The organism is Bacillus sp. X1(2014) (genome assembly GCF_007678255.1).
In genome coordinates, this window is sequence record NZ_VEED01000008.1 from 17,459 (window position 1) to 37,448 (window position 19,990).

Below are 19,990 nucleotides of genomic sequence, written 5' to 3' on the forward strand. Positions count from 1 at the left end.
ATTAAATATATAAAAACACTTTCAACTATTCAATGACAGGAAAGTGACAGGATGGAATTATTTTACTAGTTAAAAACACTTCAGTTTATTAATGAATTAATATAGTAAAATATTTAAAATATTGAATATATAATAAAATCGGGTTATAATCATTTATATTCAAAATATTATTAAAATTTTAAAAAAATACTTTTTAGAAAAAACATTGGAGGTCTGAAAAATGAAGAAATTTAAATTAGTTTCAACTTTTTTAATGGTCGCCCTGCTTTTAGTTCTGTCAGCTTGTGGTACTAGTAAAAGTACAAGCACAGGTACAAAAGAAGGAGGAGACACTGAAAAGAAAACACTGCGAGTGGTAACAGATGCTGCCTATGCACCATTTGAATATCAGGATAAGGGCGAAGTTGTCGGTTTCGATATTGATTTCATCAATGCAGTGGCCAAACAAGCAGGCTATAAAGTGAAGGTTGAGCATGTTGGCTGGGATCCAATTTTTGTTGAATTAGATAAAAAAATTGCTGACATTGGTATTTCTGCCATCACGATTAACGATGAAAGAAAACAATCCTATGATTTTTCAGTGCCATACTTTTTATCAACCAACAAAATCCTCGTTCCAAAAGATAGTGACATTAAGAGCGCAGCTGATCTAAAAAATAATAAGACGATTGCTGTTCAGAATGCGACGACAGGACAAGAAGCTGTTGAAGGTCTATTAGGCAAAAATAGTGATAAAATCAAAAAATTTGAAAATAATAATCTAGCAATCTTGGAATTGAAAAGCGGAGGAGCTGATGCTGTAGTCGCAGATAACACGGTTATCGAGGAATATGCAAAAAACAATCCTAAAGATAATTTTGTTGTTATTGAAGATTCAGCTGCTTTTGCTAAAGAATTTTACGGACTTATGTTTCCAAAGGGCAGCAAAATTAAAGCAGACTTTGATAAGGCTGTAAAAGCAGTAATTGATAACGGAACCTATGCAGAAGTATACAAGAAGTGGTTTAAAGTAGAACCAGATACACAAATCTTAAAAGATCAACAGCAGTAAACATCGCTGAATGAATTGCGTAACTCTTAACCAAGCAGTTACGCAATTTTTGCTTGTTAGATTTGAATAATTAGCTTGTTGTTTAATAGGGGGATTTATTGTATGGATTTTCGTTGGGATATTTTAGTTGAATACGCGCCATTTTTCCTTAAAGGAACGTTGCTAACCATTGGGCTTTCCATCGCTAGTATTCTAATTGGTACTATTCTTGGCTTATTTATCGGATTAGGAAAAATAATGAAAAATAAGCTCCTCGCTTGGCCATTTACTATCTATATTACCTTTTTTCGAGGTACACCATTACTTGTTCAGATATTATTAATCCATTTTGCTGTTGTTCCTCTTTTTCTTGATGAAACAAGTCCGATCTTAGCCGCAATACTTACTCTATCATTAAATGCTGCCGCCTATATTGCTGAAATCTTTCGTGCGGGGATCCAATCGATTGATCGCGGGCAAATGGAGGCTGCCCGTTCATTAGGGATGAATCATGTACAAGCCATGCGCTTTGTTATTCTGCCGCAAGCTTTTAAACGAATGATTCCACCACTAGGCAATGAGTTCATTGTCCTAATAAAAGAGTCATCGTTAGCGGCTCTCATTGCTGCTCCTGAACTAATGTATTGGGGAAGAGCCATGCAAGGACAATACTTCCGTGTATGGGAACCATATCTTGCAGCAGCAGTTATTTATCTCGTGTTAACACTTTCTTTAAGCTTCCTGCTTACTCGTCTTGAAAGGAGGTTGGCTACTGAATGATCCAGGTAAAGAATTTGAAAAAGTCCTTTGGACAAAATGAGGTCCTCAAGGATATTAACGTTACTGTGAAAAATAAAGAAGTAGTTGTGGTCATTGGTCCTTCAGGCTCCGGGAAATCGACGTTTCTTCGCTGCATTAATATGCTTGAAACGATTACTGGGGGGCATGTCTATATTGAAGGTGTCGACCTGACTGACAAGAATACTGATATTAATAAAGTACGGACTGAAGTGGGGATGGTTTTTCAACAATTCAATCTATTTCCGCATAAAACCGTAATTGAAAATATTATGCTCGCACCAATGAAAGTTAGAAATACTCCTAAGGAAAAGGCTAGATCTAAGGGGTTAGAGCTTTTACGAAAAGTTGGTTTAGAGGATAAGGCGGAAGCCTATCCTGATTCCTTATCCGGCGGACAAAAGCAGCGCGTTGCGATTGCAAGGGCACTTGCAATGGAGCCGAAAATCATGCTCTTTGATGAACCAACGTCAGCACTAGACCCTGAAATGGTCGGCGAAGTCCTAGAGGTAATGAAGGACCTAGCTAAAGAAGGAATGACGATGGTGGTTGTGACTCATGAAATGGGTTTTGCTAAAGAAGTGGGTGACCGTGTTATTTTTATGGACGGTGGTTTGGTGGTTGAAGAAAATATTCCAAGCGAATTATTTGACCATCCGCAAGAAGAACGAACCAAAGCATTTTTAAGTAAGGTTTTATAACTCAAAGGGGGGCGGATAGCCTCCTTTTTCTAAGCGTTCCGTTCCCTGTCGCAAAACCCGAAAATGTAGCCCAATTTGTACTGCCTTTTGTATCTGTTTTTGCATTTAACAATAAAATGGCTCAGTTCACTATACTGAGCTATTTTTAATATCCATTTTTGTTTGCTAGAATGCTACTCGATAAAAAGATGTTGATTCCTCATCTGGGTCCGGGAGTGGCCGCTCTTATCGGTTGTGGAGGCAGGTTAAGCATCGGGTTTGAAAAATAAGCGGAGAAAATTCTCTTAAATAGGAAATAGCACTGAAAATAGTTTAAATAGACGGAAAGATTCCGACTAATGACTCGAAAAACGTGAAAATAGGAAATTTTGCTTTGCTTAATCGGAAAACCTCCGCTTATTTACCCTCTATTGAGCTCTATTCTGCAGTTTAACCGAAAAATCTCCCCTTATTCTACGTTATATTTCTTGATTCCATTTCTAAATGCTTCGAAATCCTTATTCCAGATCAAACACTTCGACAATTCGGTCTGCTTTTTTCCGGTTTTGACACAGTTTAAATAATTTTTCCAAAAATACATCTACTTCAAGTGCCGAGGTGGGCAGTTTGATATGGATGGTAGTTGAACCAAACATTTGCTTAAAATAGGCTTTTCTTTGATCGTTTTTTCCATCTCGTTTAAAGGGCTTATATGTCCAGACAAGATGAGGAACATCGTCTATTTCTTGAATTTGTCGGATCTCTGCGCAAGTCGTGGAACGGTCATGTGCATAAATGACTAAGTAATAGTTGTCATTTCGGTGCCAATCAATGAATACAAAGTAATAGCCAGTATCAGTATCTGACCTAGTAATCTCAAATGCTGCAAGGGTAGGTTTGCCATTTGTCCATTGATGAAACTTCTGTAAACGTCCGCCCGAAGTTTCAAGTTTTTTTGTCTCAAAGACCGCTGAAGATGTGTTCTCGATAAAGTCAGCTAGAAAGAAAGCTTGTTCCTTGTCCAAAGATGATTTCCCCTTTATGTATTTGAACCAATTATACGTTGAAAATGGGTAAAAAAGAAAGATGTCCCAAATTAACCTGAATTAATTTTTAACAAGAAAGGAACGTGTTATACTTAATTTATCGACTATTCTGAAAATAAGGAGGTCTTTCAAAATGAATTTTTATAAAGAAGATTTATCGTTTCAATCATTGCTTAAAGAGTTACTCGATCCATCCTTTTTCGAATTTGCCGACAAAGAACTGACTGCTTTTGGTGAGAAATGCGCCACCGTTATTGACTCACGGGCAAAATTTACGGACAGGGAAGGACAGCCGCACTTAATAAAATATGATGCGTACGGTGAAGATGTATCTGAAGTATGGGTAAACGAGGGTTACCTGCGAACCGTAGAAGATACCTATAATACTGGGATTGTCGGCTATGTTCATAAAGAGATTCCCTCGCTTGGGGAGAAGGGAAATTACATTTATTCTTACGCCCAAGGGTATTTGCTCTCACAAACAGAACCAGGATTTTACTGTCCGGTCACATTGTCAATGGCCACAGCTTATTTACTTAACCAGTATGCTTCTGAAGAAATTAAGGGGCGGTTTTTGCCGCATGTCCTTTCTACAGGAGAAGTTCCGCTTTATGAGGGGGCGACATTCCTAACAGAGCGCCAAGGGGGCTCGGATGTTGGTGCGAATGAGACGAAAGCGGTGGAAAGTGGCAATCATTTCAAACTTTACGGGGAAAAATACTTTGCCTCCAATGCCGGTATGTGCGGGGTGGCTATGGTATTAGCACGAAAAGAAGGCGCTCCAGCCGGAACGAAGGGGCTGACGTTATTTGCCGTACCATGGCGGAATAAGGATGGCACGCTTAATGGCATCCGGATTCGCCGCTTAAAAGATAAACTTGGAGTCAGGGCCGTCCCTTCAGCTGAGGTCGAATTCGATGGTGCCGATGCTTTTGTGGTGGGGGATCCTGCGAAAGGTTTCTACTATATGATGGAAGCTCTTAATCTTTCGAGAGTCTGCAATGCCGTCGCCTCCCTAGGATTGATGAGAAGGGCTTATCATGAAGCAAAGGAATATGCCACTAAAAGGGATGCGTTCGGCAGTAAACTCGCTAACTATCCAATGGTTAAGGATACACTGACAAGGCTCGCTGTAAAGTTGGAAATTGAAACCCGCACCGTTTTCACGTATCTTCCATTATTCGAGCGAGTCATGAACAATCAAGCTAGTCAGAAAGAGACTATTCTTAACCGTCTCTATATTGCTCTTTTGAAAAAAGAAACGGCAGAACAAGCGATTCACTTTTCGCATGAAGCCATCGAAATGCATGGCGGCAATGGGTATATCGAAGATTTTGTGACTCCAAGATTGCTGCGAGATGCCCAAGTATTGACTGTTTGGGAAGGAACGGCCAATATTCTCGGGTTAGAAGTCCTGCGCTTAATGGAAAAGTATAAAGCGGATGAACTGTTCTTAGATGAGATGAGCCAGCGCCTGCGAAGTGTCGCTCATTTGCCTTCTGAATGGACGTATTTAGTGGAAAATAAGTTGATTCAGTTACAAAACTTATCAAAATCCTTACGGACGGCTTCGGCGGATCAAAAGACCTTTCATTCGAAAAAGGCCGCCGAACTTATGGTGGAAATTTTTGAAAGCATTGTGGCACTTGAGCAGGCTGCCAGCGGGGACACGCGTGCAACCAAGGTAATGGAGATCTTTTTAGAGGAAACATGGAAATCATCTTATTTGTTCAATGAAGAAATGAGGACAGTGAATTATTTTTCGGAGATTGTCCTGAATGCAAAAACTGTGGCTGTAAGATAAGAAAGGTCTTTAGTAAGCTTGCCCTTTCTGGGCAGGCTTATTATAAGTTCTGAAAAATATGTAATAAGTTCTACTTTGTCTCCAAAATGAAATATAACTGACATCCTTTTAAAAAATTGCTCTGGTAGAATCGTAATAATTGAGACTTAAAATCGGATAATCCGTCGAATAGTATAGAGAATAATTATGGCTCTTTTCCATATGAATGACAGAGAGTGTTGTAATTGGAGGGACAGAAATGACATTAGAGACGCATTTAAAACTGAAAACGTATTATAAAATGTTCATTAATGAACATGAGAATATTCATCCAATTGAAGTCCTTGGTGAACTGTTTCAAGAGGAAGCATGTAAGGATCTGCCGAACCTATCATCAATTCGCTTTGCTCAAGGAGAAGTGTATTTCCATCATAAAGATTATGAAGCAGCCATTTTTAAATGGGAAAATATTATTAATGAGCTAGAACCATGGGCGAAGAAAAACACAGCTGATGCCTATTATCAGTTAGGACTGTTATCAACAGCAGAAGATCTTTATTGTGCAATCACAAGTGATAATCTCACCTTAACTACCGAAGTTGCCTTACAGTTATTTTCGTTGTATATCGAGCGAGGAAAGCTTGACCTGGCATTATCAGTAATCAAAAAAACTATTGATGCAAACCCAGATTATCCAAACGTGACGGAAATTGCTCGCACGTTTTTTGAAGAGCAGCAAGATTGGAATAATGCGATAGAGCTTGCTGTAAACGAAGCCATCCGAACCGGTTCGTTAGAATGGTTTGATATGATCATTTCGTATGTGGAAAAGGGTGTAACTCGAAATCATGCGCCGAGTTATTTTTCCCAGGCTGTCCATTTTTTGTATAGCCTAGATCAACGAAAATTCGAGCAGCTTATTTCCACTCTTTGGGATAGCTATAACAATGAAGAAATCTATTTTACTTGGATCAGAGAATTGAATCATTTGTTATTAAGCCTTGACATTCATCGAGATGACAACTTAGCTGAGCTTTCAGGACTCCATAAAGAAGCATTTTTTAGGTTTATCGATGGCAAGTATTTCATAAAAAATCTCCAGGATTTTATTCCAAACTTTCTTACGAATTGGCTGCGTCTCGCTGACACTAAGAATGTCGTCCTTTCAGCTGCAGCCGTTCTTTCTTGGAATGAACTGTTTCCAGCAAGTTTAAGTATGTCCATCGTTAATGAAGCTGAGAAATTAATTAGTATAACGGAAACGGATATGGATGAACTTGAAGAGTGCCTGACACTTTTTGATGCCATTACGAATTGGGCCCAAGCCAATGAAATGGGTGAGAATAATCGTGTAAAATGGATTGTTCAGCAATTAGTGAATTTTGACACACAACATTTGCTTATTACCGGGTTAAGCGGCAGTGGAAAATCGACGTTTGTTAATACCATTCTAGGTGAAGACCTGCAGGATAGCCCGACTTCTTCATTGGTGATGTTTAGAGACTCAGATAATGAAGAAATCACGGAAATTACGGATCGAGAGATTTCTAGTTTATCCGGCTTTTCTGATTTCCAAGAACGAATGGACCGCCGCCGTAACGCGTTGGAATCTATCATTGAATTTAAGCGTCCAAATGCCTTTTTGCAGGAAAATAAGGTCGCACTTTTAGATACTCCAGGATTAAAAGGAAACTATAATGATTCATATGAAGTGTTAAAGAATCTGCAATTGGCTGATACGGTCCTATTCGTCCTTGATGCAAATGCACCGTTTACAGATAAAGAACGGTCTGTGCTTGCAAAAATTCAAGAGTTAGCACCTGACATTCCTGTGCATTTTCTGCTCAGTAAGATGGACACGATTGCCAATGAGCAGGAGGCAATCAGTGTATTTGATGAAACAAGGGCAAGAATTCAATCGTATATACCGGATGCATCCGTGTTTGCCTTTTCATCGCAATATGAGAATCGCCAGCAGTTAAAAGACTTACAAGAGTTTATCCGCTCCATTAAAAATACAAGAAATATGGAAGATAAACGTTTGGCAAAGCTATTGTTCTATATTCGCACAACGATTGCCAGCCTGATGCAAAAGCGGGTGGATGTTGAAAATCAATTGATCGAATCAGTCCGCTGGAATGAAGAAATGCTTCAGAAATTAACGGGCGCAATCAATCAACTGAAGGATACAGAAAATCAAAAAACAAAAGATATTGTGCAGTCTTACCGTGCCATCAAAAATACGGTTGCAAAAGATATTTCAGAGACGGTTCCAAAAATGCTCCAAGAGTGTTCCACCTTCATAAAAGAAGACAGTAATTTTAGCAAGGTTCATATAGAACTTAATGAAGTAATGAACAAAAAACTAGAAGAGTACTTAGACCAGACGGTGCTTCCTAAATATTACCGCTTATTGCAAGAATGGATTGATGGGTGCAAAGAGGAGTTTGTCCAAAGTCAAGAATTTCTAAATGAAATTGGTGAAAGCTTTAATCGTATGTATGGAGAAGAACGCCTCGTGCTTGATTGTGATTTTAAGGTAATTGACGATTGGCACCGTGATACCGACCGGATGACAAGTCGCTTCCAGTTGGAAACTATTAATATCCTGTTGCGGAGAACCCCTTCACAATTTTTACTAAAAAGTGCTGGGAAGTTGTTTGGGGCAATATCTCAAAATAAAGCGATGCTTTTTAATAAGTACAAAGCATTTGTGGAAAATGAGGATTATTCAGAAGCAATCTCTGCAGTGAATCAACAGTTTTTCCAGCAATTTGAACTGTTTGAAAAGTCGCTTGAGCGCGATGTAACCCTGTTTTTCAAAAGTCCATTGCAGCTATTAAATCATTCCGCGGAAGAGGCGCAAGCTGGAATACATGCGAACCAAGAAATGCTTACGAATATGAATACCAATCCAGAGATGTTCCGTGATCCATTAACACTGTTTGAGGTTAGATTGCGTCAGTTTGAGTGGATGACCGTGGCTGGTAAAGGAATGCAGACCATTTATTAATAAGGTTGAAGAAGGAAGATGTCCAAGGGCATCTTCCTTTATCATAGGCTGTGTTAAAGGTTATGTTGATTTTGGCACACTGTTGATTGGAGTGGAAGGCACGAAGACTCCTGCGGGAGTACGGGGCAGGGGAGACCCCGCAGGAGCACAGCGACGAGGAGGCTCCCCGAACCGCCCGCGGAAAGCGAAGTGCCTGGAGCGGAAATCAACTGACAAGTTTAACACAGTCTTATCATTAAGAAAAAAATGTCGTACGAAAATCGGTTGCCCGAAAGCACATAAGATGGTAGCCTATTGGTAATCTGCTTTAAAGGAGGGAAAACAAGTGATTAAGGTAACGGGTACACAAACAGAAGCAAAGGTATTTTCAAACTATCCTCAAGAAACAGCCCTTGAGCAAATCCAAGAACTTTGTAATCAAGCATTTTTAAAGGATACAAAGATTAGTATCATGCCAGATTATCATGCGGGCAAAGGCTGTGTAATTGGTACGACCATTCAGTTAAAGGATAAGGTTGTCCCGAATCTAGTTGGTGTGGATGTCGGCTGCGGCGTGCTAACCGTCAAGCTTCAGGATAAAAAGGTTGATTTTAATCGATTGGATCAAGTAATCCGTACGTATGTCCCGAGTGGGCAGGAAGTGCATAGTGATGAGACAGTCGGATTTATTAACACGAGTTTTCCCGCCATTCAAGAATTCCAAGCAGAGCACATCTTAAGTGAAAATAGAAGCCGTTATAGCTTAGGGACACTAGGGGGCGGCAATCATTTTATTGAAGTTTCTGTTGATGCCGATGGTTACCACTATTTAACGATTCATACTGGAAGCCGTTATGTAGGAGCTAGAATTGCCACCTACTATCAAAAGGTAGCTATCTCAAAACTTCACAAGCAGGATTTATCGGCAGTGATTGATCAATTAAAGGCGGAAGGACGCCATAAAGAGATCCAAGCCATGATTCAGAATTATAAAGAAAAGAATCCAGATATTCCAAATGACCTAGCGTATTTGGAGGGTGAGGATTTTCATAATTATATGCATGATATGAAACTTGCACAGGCATTTGCAAAGGCAAACCGGGAAGAGATTGCTAGAGCGATAACGGCAAACATGGGATTCGAAGAGCAGGACCGCTTCGATACGGTGCACAATTATATTGACACCGAGAACTTAATTTTACGAAAAGGGGCAGTTTCCGCACAAAAAGGGGAGCGTCTTATCATTCCAATTAATATGAGAGACGGGTCGATTTTGGCAGTCGGTAAAGGGAACGATGACTGGAATCACTCGGCCCCGCATGGAGCAGGCCGTGTTCTAAGCAGGACGAAAGCGATAAAAACTCTTAATATGGATGATTTTCATAAAACCATGGAAGGCGTCTGGACGACGTCTGTTTCAGAAGAAACCTTAGATGAGGCGCCAATGGCCTATAAGCCGATGAATGAAATTTTAGAAAAGGTTGAGGAAACGGTTGATATTGCAGGCTTCATTAAGCCTGTATATAACTTTAAAGCCAGTGAAAAGTACACACCTGGAAAATATAAAAAATGATTAAACATGAAGGGTGCCTCAAGGTTGAGGCACCCTTCATGTTTAAAGCGATAATGCAGGAAAAAACCATTACATTTTAATAACCTTTCGAAAAATCTACAAGATTAATTGGTGGAACCTTACCAGAAAGATAGGCTTTTAGATTAGGAATTAATATATTCTCAACTACCCGCTGATTATAATGTTCCGTTGAGCCAGATGTGTGAGGAGTGACGATCACATTTTCCATCTCCCATAATGGGCTTTCATTACTTAATGGTTCCTTCTCAAACACATCAAGTCCAGCTCCAGCAAACGTTCCTTCTGTTAGAGCCTGGATAAGGTCAGCTTCCACCACAATTTCACCCCGGCCGATATTAATAAAAAATGCAGAAGACTTCATTTGCTTAAATTGTTCAGCACCAAACATTTGATAAGTATCCTTTGTAAGCGGCAATGTAACCACGACGTAATCACACATAGGAAGCAATTCACCTAATTGATTTGGAGTATACATTTCATCGACATTGTGGGCAGGCATGCCCGAGTGCCTGACACCAAGAACTTTCATGCCAAAGGCTTTCGCTATTTTTGCAGTTTCTCCCCCAATCGTTCCTGCTCCAATGATCCCGATTGTTTTTCCGTGGATTTCTTGACCCATATGGGCATGATGCCAAGTTTTTTTCTGTTGATTCTTGACGTATGTATGGATTTTGCGTGTTAAACCCAGCATCAATGCAAAAATTGTCTCGGAGATGGGATAGGCATGAACGCCATTGGCACTAGTTAAGAAGAAATCTCTAGAATTAAATTCTTCAAGAGGTAAATAATCAACACCAGCACTCCATGATTGCAGCCACTTAAGTTTGGATTGTGGGTCGAGACAGTATTCATCTAACCCTTTACTCCAGCCTGCGATAATTTCCGCATCCTTTACATGCTCCTGCCAAATTTGCTTATCCTTGCTAACAATCAATTCCCAATCGGGAATGATTTCCTTGATTTGTGAGATATGAGTCTGATCAATATTGCGAGTGATAACCATTTTTTTCATCAATGAGGATTCCTCCATTTAGCATTGTTTACTCTAATTAATGATAACGGAAATCAAAATAAATGATAAGATTTTTGTTTCAATGTTTTTCCAGAAAGCTAATATTCTTTTTCCAGTATCTGTGCTATTATTTAGTGATACGAAGTAAATATAGGTAAGTGAATGGGGCTTGTAGAAAATTTTTTAACGGAGTGAAGGGAGGGGACAGTTTGAAAGAGCGTTTGTGGACGAAGTCGTTTATCATGCTCATGGTGGGAAATCTTTTTGTATTTTTGTCATTTCAAATGCTCATACCTACTCTGCCTCCATATATAAAATCAATTGGAGCTTCAGGGCTAGAGATTGGCTTAGTGACAGGATTATTTTCGATTGGCGCGGTGATCAGCCGGCCGTTTATCGGCTTTTTGCTTGAGTATAAGCCAAGAAAGTCGCTTGTTATAATAGGAGCCTTGATGCTCTTCCTAGTTACGATTCTTTATCCTATTTCACAGATTGTTGTGGTTTTTCTGTTATTCCGCTTCGCCCATGGTCTTGCATGGGGGTGGTCAACAACAGTGAATGGCACCGCAGCGGTAGATGCAATCCCCAATTCGCGGCTGGGGGAAGGGATGGGGTACTTCGGGCTCTCCATGACCATTGCATACATTGTTGCTCCTAGTCTAGGAATCTTCATTTACAATTTGACTACTTTTGCAAATCTTATTTTTATATCGGCGATATTAGGGGCTATTTCAATTATCCTGCTTACAGCTGTACGCTATCAAACTCCTCAAGCAGTGATAAATACACGTAAAGAAGATTTGAAGTTTTCTTATATTGGCTCTTCAGTTGAAAAATCAAGTTTGTTTCCAGCCTTTATTACCATTATTATCAATTTAGGGTATGGATCTGTTGTAACCTTTATTGTTATTTTTGGTGAAGAGCGCGGCATTGAACAAATCTTTTTATTCTATATTTTCAACGCGATACTGGCAACATTGGGAAGACCTTTTGCCGGAAGATGGTTTGATGAAAAAGGTCCGATCGGTCTTGTTTTGTTCTGTACATTCTCTACGTTTGTTGGAATGTGGGTCCTTTCCTTTGCTCATTCTAACTTGTTTATCGCCATTTCGGGTGCCTTATTTGGTTTAGGATTTGGCTGCTTGATACCTACGCTGCAATCTTGGGCATTACTCATGACTCCATCTCATCGGCGTGGTGTGGCGAACGGGATGATTTTCTCGTCCATTGATTTGGGCTTGGGGTTAAGCGGGATAATTTTTGGTGTCGCCGCCCAATTTGTTAGCACGGCATCCATTTTCCGTATTGCGAGTCTTTTTCTCCTAGCGGCCATCATCTTGGTTTTAATCATGGAAAGAAAGAAGCGATCTGGATTACGAGAAGACGTTGTGGCAAAGAAAAAGGTCAGAACCTCAGTTTAACTGAGGCCTGACCTTTTTTATCTTTTATATATACTCTTTTCTTTTACGGTTTTGCATTTTCATGACAATCAATCCGGCTAAAATTAAGCCAAGACCAGTAACCATATAGTTGTACATTGGAGATGCCGTATCCGGCAGCTCATTTCCAGACTCTGTAGCTGAGTTGTCAGTTGCAGGGCTGTCGGTATCCACTGGAGCAGGATCCGGATCGTTATCTGTATCCACAGGCGAAGGATCAGGAGTGTTACCAGTATCTCCAGGGGAAGGGTCTGGAGTGTTCCCTGTATCCCCAGGCGCAGGATCCGGATCCGGATTATTACCAGGATCGCCAGGAGTCGGATCAGGGGTGTTGCCAGGATCACCTGGATTAGGTGTAGGATCATCAGCTTTTATGTTTTCAATCTTAATAGATTTAGTAACTTTGGCACCTTTGCTATCTCTGACATAAACCGTGTAGGTTCCATTCTCAGTTACTTCAAACTTGTTGTCAGTAATGTTTGTCCCTACATCGACTGATGCGAAGTCTTCAATTCTTTTTTCACCTGCAAGCCATTGAATCGCATATGCTTTTTTTGCAGTAGTCGACACAGTAATGGTCACAGGGTCTTTTGTTTGTTCAGTAGTTGACGGGGTTAAGTCAACCGTAATATCTACAGGAACTTGTGAGGCTAATAGTGTGGTTGACAAGCTAGCTAACACTTGTTGCCCAGTTTCATTTGGATGAACGTCACCGCCTGGAAAAATATATTCAGCCTGATGGTTTTTAAAGGCTGAATACGCATCAGCTAATAGTGATTTGAATTGAGTAGCTGTCCCCAGGAATCCTTGGTTAACAGTTGGAAGGAATAGCTCGCCAATTGGATATAGGTTGGCTAATGTATCGGTAAATGGATTGTAAATGTTGTAAATAATAAGCTGAGCGTCAGGATTTATCATCTTAACTGTCCCGATAATCGTACTTAAGTTAGTAAATAGTTTAGCAGAAATTTGCTGAATGACTCCGTTAAATAGGACAGGATCAATCGGTGTTGTTGGATTAGCCCTTAGCGCCTGGATATTTGGATCTTGTAAAAAATCATTACTGCCAATATCCAGGGTAATGATATCCGCATTTTTAATAGCTTCGAGGTTTTCGGGTTTGTTAATTTCCGTTAACAATTGTGCAGAAGTCCAGCCTCCACCACTAATGTTTTTCGCAACATCGTATTTCCCACTTTCAATCAAATAGGGAAATGCCTTTAACGATTGATGAGAGTTGTCTCCCTCTAAATTCCAACCATATGTAATAGAATCTCCCAATGAAACTATGTTTGGCTTGACATTACTTTCTGCAAAAACAAACGATGAGAAGAATGAATGGAGTGCGAGCATTAGTATGAACAGTACGGATAAGCGTTTGACCTTCAATAATATTCCTCCTTCTAGTAAATTTTATCTAACAAAATCTATTATAATCCCCATTTTTTCGAATATTCAATATATATCATACTACAAAATATGTAATTAGACCTACGAAGAAAGATTTAGAGAAATCTCTCTATAAGAATAGTAGGAACATGTACAGGATTTGAACACTTTGCTTGCTTGTCTGTCCAAACAATAAACATTTATGCTGTTAACTTCTGTACATGTAACTAGAAAATCCCATTGGCATAATACTTGCAAAAAATAAAATATAATTATTTTTAGGGGGTTACTATATGCAAATCAATACATGTCGGGCAATCGTAACAGGCGGCGCTTCAGGGCTAGGAGAAGCGACAGTTCGAAAGATTATTCAAAATGGTGGAAAGGCAGTTATTTTTGATCAATCTGAGGAAAATGGTGTGCGGCTCCAAAACGAATTAGGGGAAGCCGTATTGTTTATAAAGGTTGATGTCACGAAAGAAGAGGACATTCAAGAGGCTGTTCATCAAGCAGCGGATTATATGGGCAGTATAAATACTGTTGTGAACTGTGCAGGAATTGGTATTGCCGAGAAGGTGATTGGCAGAAATGGTGCACATAATCTTTCACTTTTTTCAAAAGTCATTCATGTAAATTTAATAGGTTCGTTCAATGTGATTCGGATTGCTGCGGAAGTAATGACAGGCAATGAAATGAATGAACAAGGTGAAAGAGGTGTGATTATTAATACTGCTTCAGTTGCCGCCTTTGACGGGCAAATTGGCCAGGCAGCTTACAGTGCTTCTAAAGGTGGAATTGTCGGAATGACCCTGCCGATTGCAAGAGAGCTGGCGCGCTTCGGGATTCGCGTCATGACGATTGCACCTGGGTTATTCCACACACCGATGTTTGATACACTCCCGCAAGAGGCTAAAGATTCGCTTGGAAAAATGGTTCCATTTCCATCAAGGCTTGGATATCCAAGTGAATACGCGCAACTCGTTCAAAGCATCGTCGAAAATCCGATGTTAAATGGAGAAACAATCCGGCTGGATGGGGCCATTAGAATGCAGCCGAAATAATTTGGAAACGAGGGGGAAAATCCAATAGGAACCCCCCTTCATTCATTAACCTCCAAAGAAAAGGTCGATGATATTTGAAGCAGTGGAGGTTTTTTTGTTGTAAAACTCTGAGTATCCACAGTTCTTGCAAAAGACAACCGTAAATGTGTTGTGTTGAAGATCAAACATCTTTGATAGACCCGTCCCTGTCATGGCTACATCTTTTGTTCCTGTATCTCTGCTGCCACATTTAATACAGCCTTTTTGGCTCATAATCCCACTCCTCGAATAAATTCCTCTTTTTTAATTACGTCTAATGGGGCTAAAAGTTCCCATGAAAAATAGATATTGTTAAAATATTCAAAAATATCCCTCGCTTTTGTTACAATAAAGATATGAAGAAAGGGGGGACGACATGGTCCAATTTAACGAGTTGATTACGCCAGTCGACTGCATGGTTACTGAGGATACAACACTATCTGAAGCTGTCCGTTTAATGAATAACAAGAAGTGGAACTTGCTTCCAGTTATAGACACGAATGGAAAACTAGCGGGCGTTTTTACGCGAAGTGGGTTATTTCAAATGGTCCTGGAAGAGGAGCCCCTATCCACCCCTATCAAAACTTATATTAAAGAACAAGTTGAAACATTGCCGATTGACACCCCATATGAAAGTATCGAAAAAATTGTGAAAAACAGCCAGGTGGGTACCGGTGTAGTTATCGATCATCAAAACCATGTGGCAGGAATCCTCACGAAAACAGATATGGTCATGTCCCTGCTGCAAACCTCACAAGAATTAAATACAGTAAAAACTTTAAAAAGGACCTTAGAAACTGCTTTAGACCATGCTTACGACGGAATTGTCATGACGGATGAAAAGAAAAACATCCAGATGGTCAGTCCTCCTCTACTCGAATTATTTAATCTTAAACTTGAATCCGTTCTCTACAAATCAGTTGCCAAAGTATTGCCGGCACTTCATCTCGACAATGTCTATCAGACAGAAACAGCGGAGGTCAGTGGTTTTCTAGAGATTAATGGCATTAAATATATGGTCCACCGAATTCCAATCTTAGAGGATGGGAAAGTCATCGGAGCGATTGGAAAAATAGTGTTCAGACAATTAAACGAGGTCAGTGAATTATTTAAAAAGCTGCAGAAAGCAGAGAATAAGGCCAGCTTTTATCATCAGCAATTTCAAAAGTCGGAGTCTGCTAGATTTACTTGGGAGCACCTTTTAACAGTGGATTCCTATATGGAAAAACTGAAGAAAAGTGCAGCCAAAGCAGCAAAGGGCCGGTCCACCATTCTTATTCGCGGAGAAAGCGGCACCGGTAAAGAGTTGTTTGCCCAAGCGATTCATAATAGTAGTGCAAGAAGTACGGGAAAGTTTATTGTCGTAAATTGTGCGGCGATTCCAGAGGATTTGTTAGAATCTGAGTTTTTTGGTTATGACGAAGGTGCATTTACGGGTGCAAGGCAAAAAGGCAAACTTGGAAAGTTTGATTTGGCTAATGGCGGAACCCTTTTCCTCGATGAAATTGGAGATATGTCCCTCTCATTACAGGCAAAACTGCTCCGTGTGCTTCAAGAGCGAGAATTCTACCGGGTTGGTGGAACGGTAAGAATTCAAGTGGATGTCCGAATCATTGCAGCCACCAATCGGAATCTGGAAGAAATGGTCAAAGAGGGCCTGTTTCGAGAGGATTTATATTATCGTCTCAATGTCATTTCATTGTACGTCCCACCGCTTCGCGATCGACTGTATGATACAGAGTATTTAATTGAGCGGTTTATGATTGAATTGAATCAAATATTAGGAACCAGCATTACGGGAATGGATTACAGGGCAAGAGAGGCGATGCTAAGTTATTCTTGGCCTGGAAATGTTCGCGAACTGCGGAATGTGATGGAACGGGCTATGACCTTTGCAGAAAATGGGAAAATCATGCTTGAGGATCTTCCCGATTATTTAGTAAAGCATGTCTCTATGATCGAGCCCTCTCCAAATATATCATTAGTTGAAAATGCTGAACTAGAAGCGATTAAAAAGGCACTCGTCCAAGTCCAAGGGAATAAGGTTCAAGCCGCTAGATTACTAGGAATCAGCCGATCTGGTTTATATGAAAAAATCAAAAAATATAAACTGCCTACATAGTGTCCAGAAAATGTACACTATATTGTCCGCCATGTTTGGATGATACACATCTCGACATTGAAAGTTGACGTTTTTTCAGGACTGCTGAACTACAATATGATTTCTAGTATATTGGCATAAATATTGCATAAATACTAGAGTAGTCTTTTTTTAAAAGGGGGATTCATTTATGAATATCGGAAGCTTATTAGCGCAAAATGCCCGCAAGTTCCCTGAATTACTAGCGATTGAATATGAGGGGCGAAGCTATACATATCGCCAATTCAATGAGGAAGTAAATCAACTTGCTAACGGCTTGTTGAAGCAGGGAGTCAATAAAGGTGATAAGCTCGCATTGATGATGAAGAATTCGGATCACTTTGTATTTACCTTCTTTGCTGCTGCAAAAATTGGTGCCGTTGCTGTCCCGGTTAACTTCCGCCTCACTGCTTCAGAGGTCCACTACATTTTAGACCAATCCGATACGTCTTTGGTTGTGTGTGATCAGGAGTTCGAACCCATCATTGCCACTGCGAAACAAGGCACGAATGTCCGATTGGTCATTACCGTCGGGGAACCAGAAACCTCGGGTTACTATTCTTATCAAGGAATTTTATCGGAAAACAAAACAGAACCAGATGTACAGGTGTCTGAGCAGGATGATTTAGAAATACTGTATACTTCAGGGACAACAGGACGTCCGAAGGGTGCTCTGTTTGATCATAGTCAAATTTTCAAAGTAGGAATTGCTGTCGTTATTAACATGGGGATCCGGCAGCATGAACGCATTCTCCATCTCGCACCGCTGTTTCACTCGGCCCAATTAAACCTGTTTCTTATCTCAGGTGTTGCACTTGGTGCCACACATATTATCCATCGCGATTTTCATCCAGTAAAAACACTCCAAGCGATTCAAGAACACAAAATCACCCACCTTTTTGCCGTTCCAGCTATGTATAATTTTCTTCTTCAAGTACCTAATGCAGCAGATTATGATTTAACTTCTATACAGAGAGTCGGCTACGGAGCCGCACCCATGGCACCAGAATTGGTCAAAAAAACCATTCAACTCTTTAAAACGGATCAATTTTATAACCTTTGTGGGTTGACAGAAGCTGGTCCAGGCGGAATTCTCCTTGATCCAGAGGGTCACAAATTCCATTTTGGCAAAGGGGGGAAACCAATTTTCTTAACAGAAACAAGGGTTGTTAATGAAGAAGGCAAGGATGTATTACCTGGAGTGATTGGGGAATTTATTGTTCGCAGCGACATGGTGATGAAGGAATATTATAAAAAACCGGAAGAAACGAAGAGTACCTTGAAAAATGGCTGGCTCTATACAGGTGACTTAGCAACAATTGATGAAGAAGGGTATATCACGTTAGTGGATCGTAAAAAAGACATGATTATCTCCGGCGGTGAAAATGTATACTCTGTTGAAGTGGAATCGGTTCTTTTTGAACATCCAGATGTCCTCGACGCAGCCATTATAGGTTTGCCTGATGAGGTTTGGGGAGAAGCGGTCTGTGCAATCATTGTACCGAAGGAAGGTACAGTAATTGATGAACAGGAATTAAAGAGTTTCTGTCGTCAAAAATTAGCAGGCTATAAGGTTCCTCGGCGAATTTTTATAGAAAAGCAGCTGCCACGGAACGCTTCTGGGAAAGTACTAAAATATCAACTGCGTGAGAGGATGAGAGGTGCAAACATAATGAAAAACCATTAGTTATGGATTATATTCCCAATAATTGAATAAAAACATCTGAGATTTGTAAGAAAAGCCCAAGCTTATGTAAAAAAAACTATAGATTTGTAAAAATAACGGCTCAATTTGTAAAAAGGCCTTCACTAAACCTTAAAATTGTAAGCGCTAACACTCAGGAAGAGAGGTTTTTTAAATGAAACACCCCTACTTAAATGAAGAACATGAAATTTTCCGCAAATCCTTGCGAAAGTTTTTGGACAAAGAAGCATATCCCTTTTATGAGAAGTGGGAAGAGGATCGGATGATTCCGCGCTCCTTCTGGAAGAAGATGGGCGAACAGGGGTTTCTGTGCCCTGATATCGATGAAAAGTATGGCGGCAGTGAGGTCGACTGGGGATTCGCGGTGGTCATTAATGAAGAGCTGGAACGAGTCGGCTCAGGGTTAGTTGGAATTGGCCTTCATAATGATATTGTCGTCCCTTACATCACTGCCTATGGGACAGAAGAACAAAAGCAGCGCTGGCTGCCGAAATGTGTGACAGGTGAAATCATTACCGCGATTGCCATGACGGAACCAGGCACAGGCTCTGACCTGGCAAACATTAAAACAACGGCTAAACTTGACGGTGATCACTATATTGTTAATGGCCAAAAGACGTTCATCACAAATGGAATTCAATCCGACCTCATTGTTGTCGCTGTTAAAACGGACTTAAATGCTGTTCCAAAGCATAAAGGAGTCAGCCTCCTTGTCATTGAGAGAGGGGCACCTGGATTTTCACGGGGGAGAAAGTTAAACAAAGTCGGTCTCCATTCCCAAGATACAGCGGAATTGATCTTTGAAGATTGCCGTGTCCCGAAGGAAAACTTGCTCGGAGAGGAAGGCAAAGGTTTTCTTTATTTAATGGAAAAACTCCAACAGGAACGTCTGCTTGTCGCAATTGGGGCGCAAACCGCTTCGGAAGTGATGTTGAAAATGACAATCGACTATGTAAAAAGCAGAGAAGCGTTCGGAAGGCCTGTCAGCCAGTTCCAAAATACACAGTTTAAGATTGTAGAAATGGCTACAGAAATTGAAATGGGCAGAGCCTTTTTGGATCAGTTAATTGCTGAGCATATTGAAGGGAAAAACGTAGTAACGAAGGTTTCGATGGCTAAATGGAAGCTAACCGACATTGCTAAAAGGGTTGCTGCAGAATGTATGCAACTCCATGGGGGCTATGGATATATGGAAGAATACGAGATTGCGAGAAGATTCCGTGATATTCCTGTTTCCTCCATTTACGCCGGTACCAACGAAATAATGAAAACAATCATTGCGAAAAATCTAGGATTATAGAGA

General features: G+C 40.3%; 16 protein-coding genes. 12 read left to right on the top strand and 4 right to left on the bottom strand.

The window, feature by feature from the left end; genetic code table 11:
* Window positions 1–220: 220 nt before the first annotated feature.
* From FS608_RS15820 to FS608_RS15830, 3 genes are all read left to right on the top strand, one after another.
* Window positions 221–1,051: a basic amino acid ABC transporter substrate-binding protein gene (locus FS608_RS15820; RefSeq protein WP_144552675.1), complete on the top strand. Its 831-nt coding sequence runs from the start codon at window positions 221–223 to the stop codon at window positions 1,049–1,051.
* Between the two features lie 102 nt (window positions 1,052–1,153).
* Window positions 1,154–1,810 (top strand): amino acid ABC transporter permease, encoded by a 657-nt coding sequence (locus FS608_RS15825; protein WP_144552677.1) that lies wholly within the window; start codon window positions 1,154–1,156, stop codon window positions 1,808–1,810.
* Window positions 1,807–2,529 carry an amino acid ABC transporter ATP-binding protein gene (locus FS608_RS15830; protein WP_144552679.1) on the top strand — a complete coding sequence of 241 codons (723 nt, stop codon included), beginning with the start codon at window positions 1,807–1,809 and terminating at the stop codon, window positions 2,527–2,529. Before FS608_RS15825 ends, FS608_RS15830 begins: the two co-directional genes overlap by 4 nt.
* Window positions 2,530–3,026: 497 nt before the next feature.
* Here FS608_RS15830 and FS608_RS15835 read toward each other — a convergent pair whose 3' ends face one another.
* Window positions 3,027–3,533: a hypothetical protein gene (locus tag FS608_RS15835; protein WP_144552681.1), complete on the bottom strand. Its 507-nt coding sequence runs from the start codon at window positions 3,531–3,533 to the stop codon at window positions 3,027–3,029.
* Window positions 3,534–3,687: 154 nt separating this feature from the next.
* Here FS608_RS15835 and FS608_RS15840 point away from each other — a divergent pair, with 154 nt between their 5' ends.
* From FS608_RS15840 to FS608_RS15850, 4 genes are all read left to right on the top strand, one after another.
* Window positions 3,688–5,358: an acyl-CoA dehydrogenase family protein gene (locus FS608_RS15840; protein WP_144552683.1), complete on the top strand. Its 1,671-nt coding sequence runs from the start codon at window positions 3,688–3,690 to the stop codon at window positions 5,356–5,358.
* Between the two features lie 238 nt (window positions 5,359–5,596).
* Window positions 5,597–8,350 carry a dynamin family protein gene (locus FS608_RS15845; RefSeq protein ID WP_144552685.1) on the top strand — a complete coding sequence of 918 codons (2,754 nt, stop codon included), beginning with the start codon at window positions 5,597–5,599 and terminating at the stop codon, window positions 8,348–8,350.
* An 82-nt stretch (window positions 8,351–8,432) separates the two neighbouring features.
* Window positions 8,433–8,651 (top strand): hypothetical protein, encoded by a 219-nt coding sequence (locus tag FS608_RS30825; protein ID WP_222127365.1) that lies wholly within the window; start codon window positions 8,433–8,435, stop codon window positions 8,649–8,651.
* Between the two features lie 24 nt (window positions 8,652–8,675).
* Entirely contained in the window at window positions 8,676–9,902 is a 1,227-nt protein-coding gene (locus FS608_RS15850; protein ID WP_144552687.1) for an RtcB family protein, read from the top strand.
* 76 nt (window positions 9,903–9,978) lie between these two features.
* Here the strand turns inward: FS608_RS15850 and FS608_RS15855 are convergent, their stop codons facing one another.
* On the bottom strand, window positions 9,979–10,935 hold the full coding sequence (locus tag FS608_RS15855; protein WP_144553068.1) for a D-2-hydroxyacid dehydrogenase: 957 nt from the start codon (window positions 10,933–10,935) through the stop codon (window positions 9,979–9,981).
* 209 nt (window positions 10,936–11,144) lie between these two features.
* Here FS608_RS15855 and FS608_RS15860 point away from each other — a divergent pair, with 209 nt between their 5' ends.
* Window positions 11,145–12,356: an MFS transporter gene (locus tag FS608_RS15860; RefSeq protein WP_260871707.1), complete on the top strand. Its 1,212-nt coding sequence runs from the start codon at window positions 11,145–11,147 to the stop codon at window positions 12,354–12,356.
* 24 nt (window positions 12,357–12,380) lie between these two features.
* Here the strand turns inward: FS608_RS15860 and FS608_RS15865 are convergent, their stop codons facing one another.
* Window positions 12,381–13,763 (bottom strand): GDSL-type esterase/lipase family protein, encoded by a 1,383-nt coding sequence (locus FS608_RS15865; protein WP_144552689.1) that lies wholly within the window; start codon window positions 13,761–13,763, stop codon window positions 12,381–12,383.
* A 293-nt stretch (window positions 13,764–14,056) separates the two neighbouring features.
* Between FS608_RS15865 and FS608_RS15870 the strand changes: the two genes are divergently transcribed.
* Complete coding sequence (locus FS608_RS15870; RefSeq protein WP_144552691.1) at window positions 14,057–14,824, top strand: 3-hydroxyacyl-CoA dehydrogenase; 768 nt, start codon at window positions 14,057–14,059, stop codon at window positions 14,822–14,824.
* A gap of 45 nt (window positions 14,825–14,869) precedes the next feature.
* Here FS608_RS15870 and FS608_RS15875 read toward each other — a convergent pair whose 3' ends face one another.
* Entirely contained in the window at window positions 14,870–15,076 is a 207-nt protein-coding gene (locus FS608_RS15875; protein WP_144552693.1) for a zinc ribbon domain-containing protein, read from the bottom strand.
* 142 nt (window positions 15,077–15,218) lie between these two features.
* Here FS608_RS15875 and FS608_RS15880 point away from each other — a divergent pair, with 142 nt between their 5' ends.
* From FS608_RS15880 to FS608_RS15890, 3 genes are all read left to right on the top strand, one after another.
* Complete coding sequence (locus tag FS608_RS15880; RefSeq protein ID WP_144552695.1) at window positions 15,219–16,964, top strand: sigma-54-dependent Fis family transcriptional regulator; 1,746 nt, start codon at window positions 15,219–15,221, stop codon at window positions 16,962–16,964.
* Window positions 16,965–17,133: 169 nt separating this feature from the next.
* Window positions 17,134–18,669, top strand: a complete 1,536-nt coding sequence (locus tag FS608_RS15885) for an acyl-CoA synthetase (protein WP_144552697.1) — start codon at window positions 17,134–17,136, stop codon at window positions 18,667–18,669.
* A gap of 172 nt (window positions 18,670–18,841) precedes the next feature.
* Entirely contained in the window at window positions 18,842–19,987 is a 1,146-nt protein-coding gene (locus FS608_RS15890; protein ID WP_144552699.1) for an acyl-CoA dehydrogenase family protein, read from the top strand.
* The last annotated feature ends 3 nt before the right edge of the window (window positions 19,988–19,990 follow it).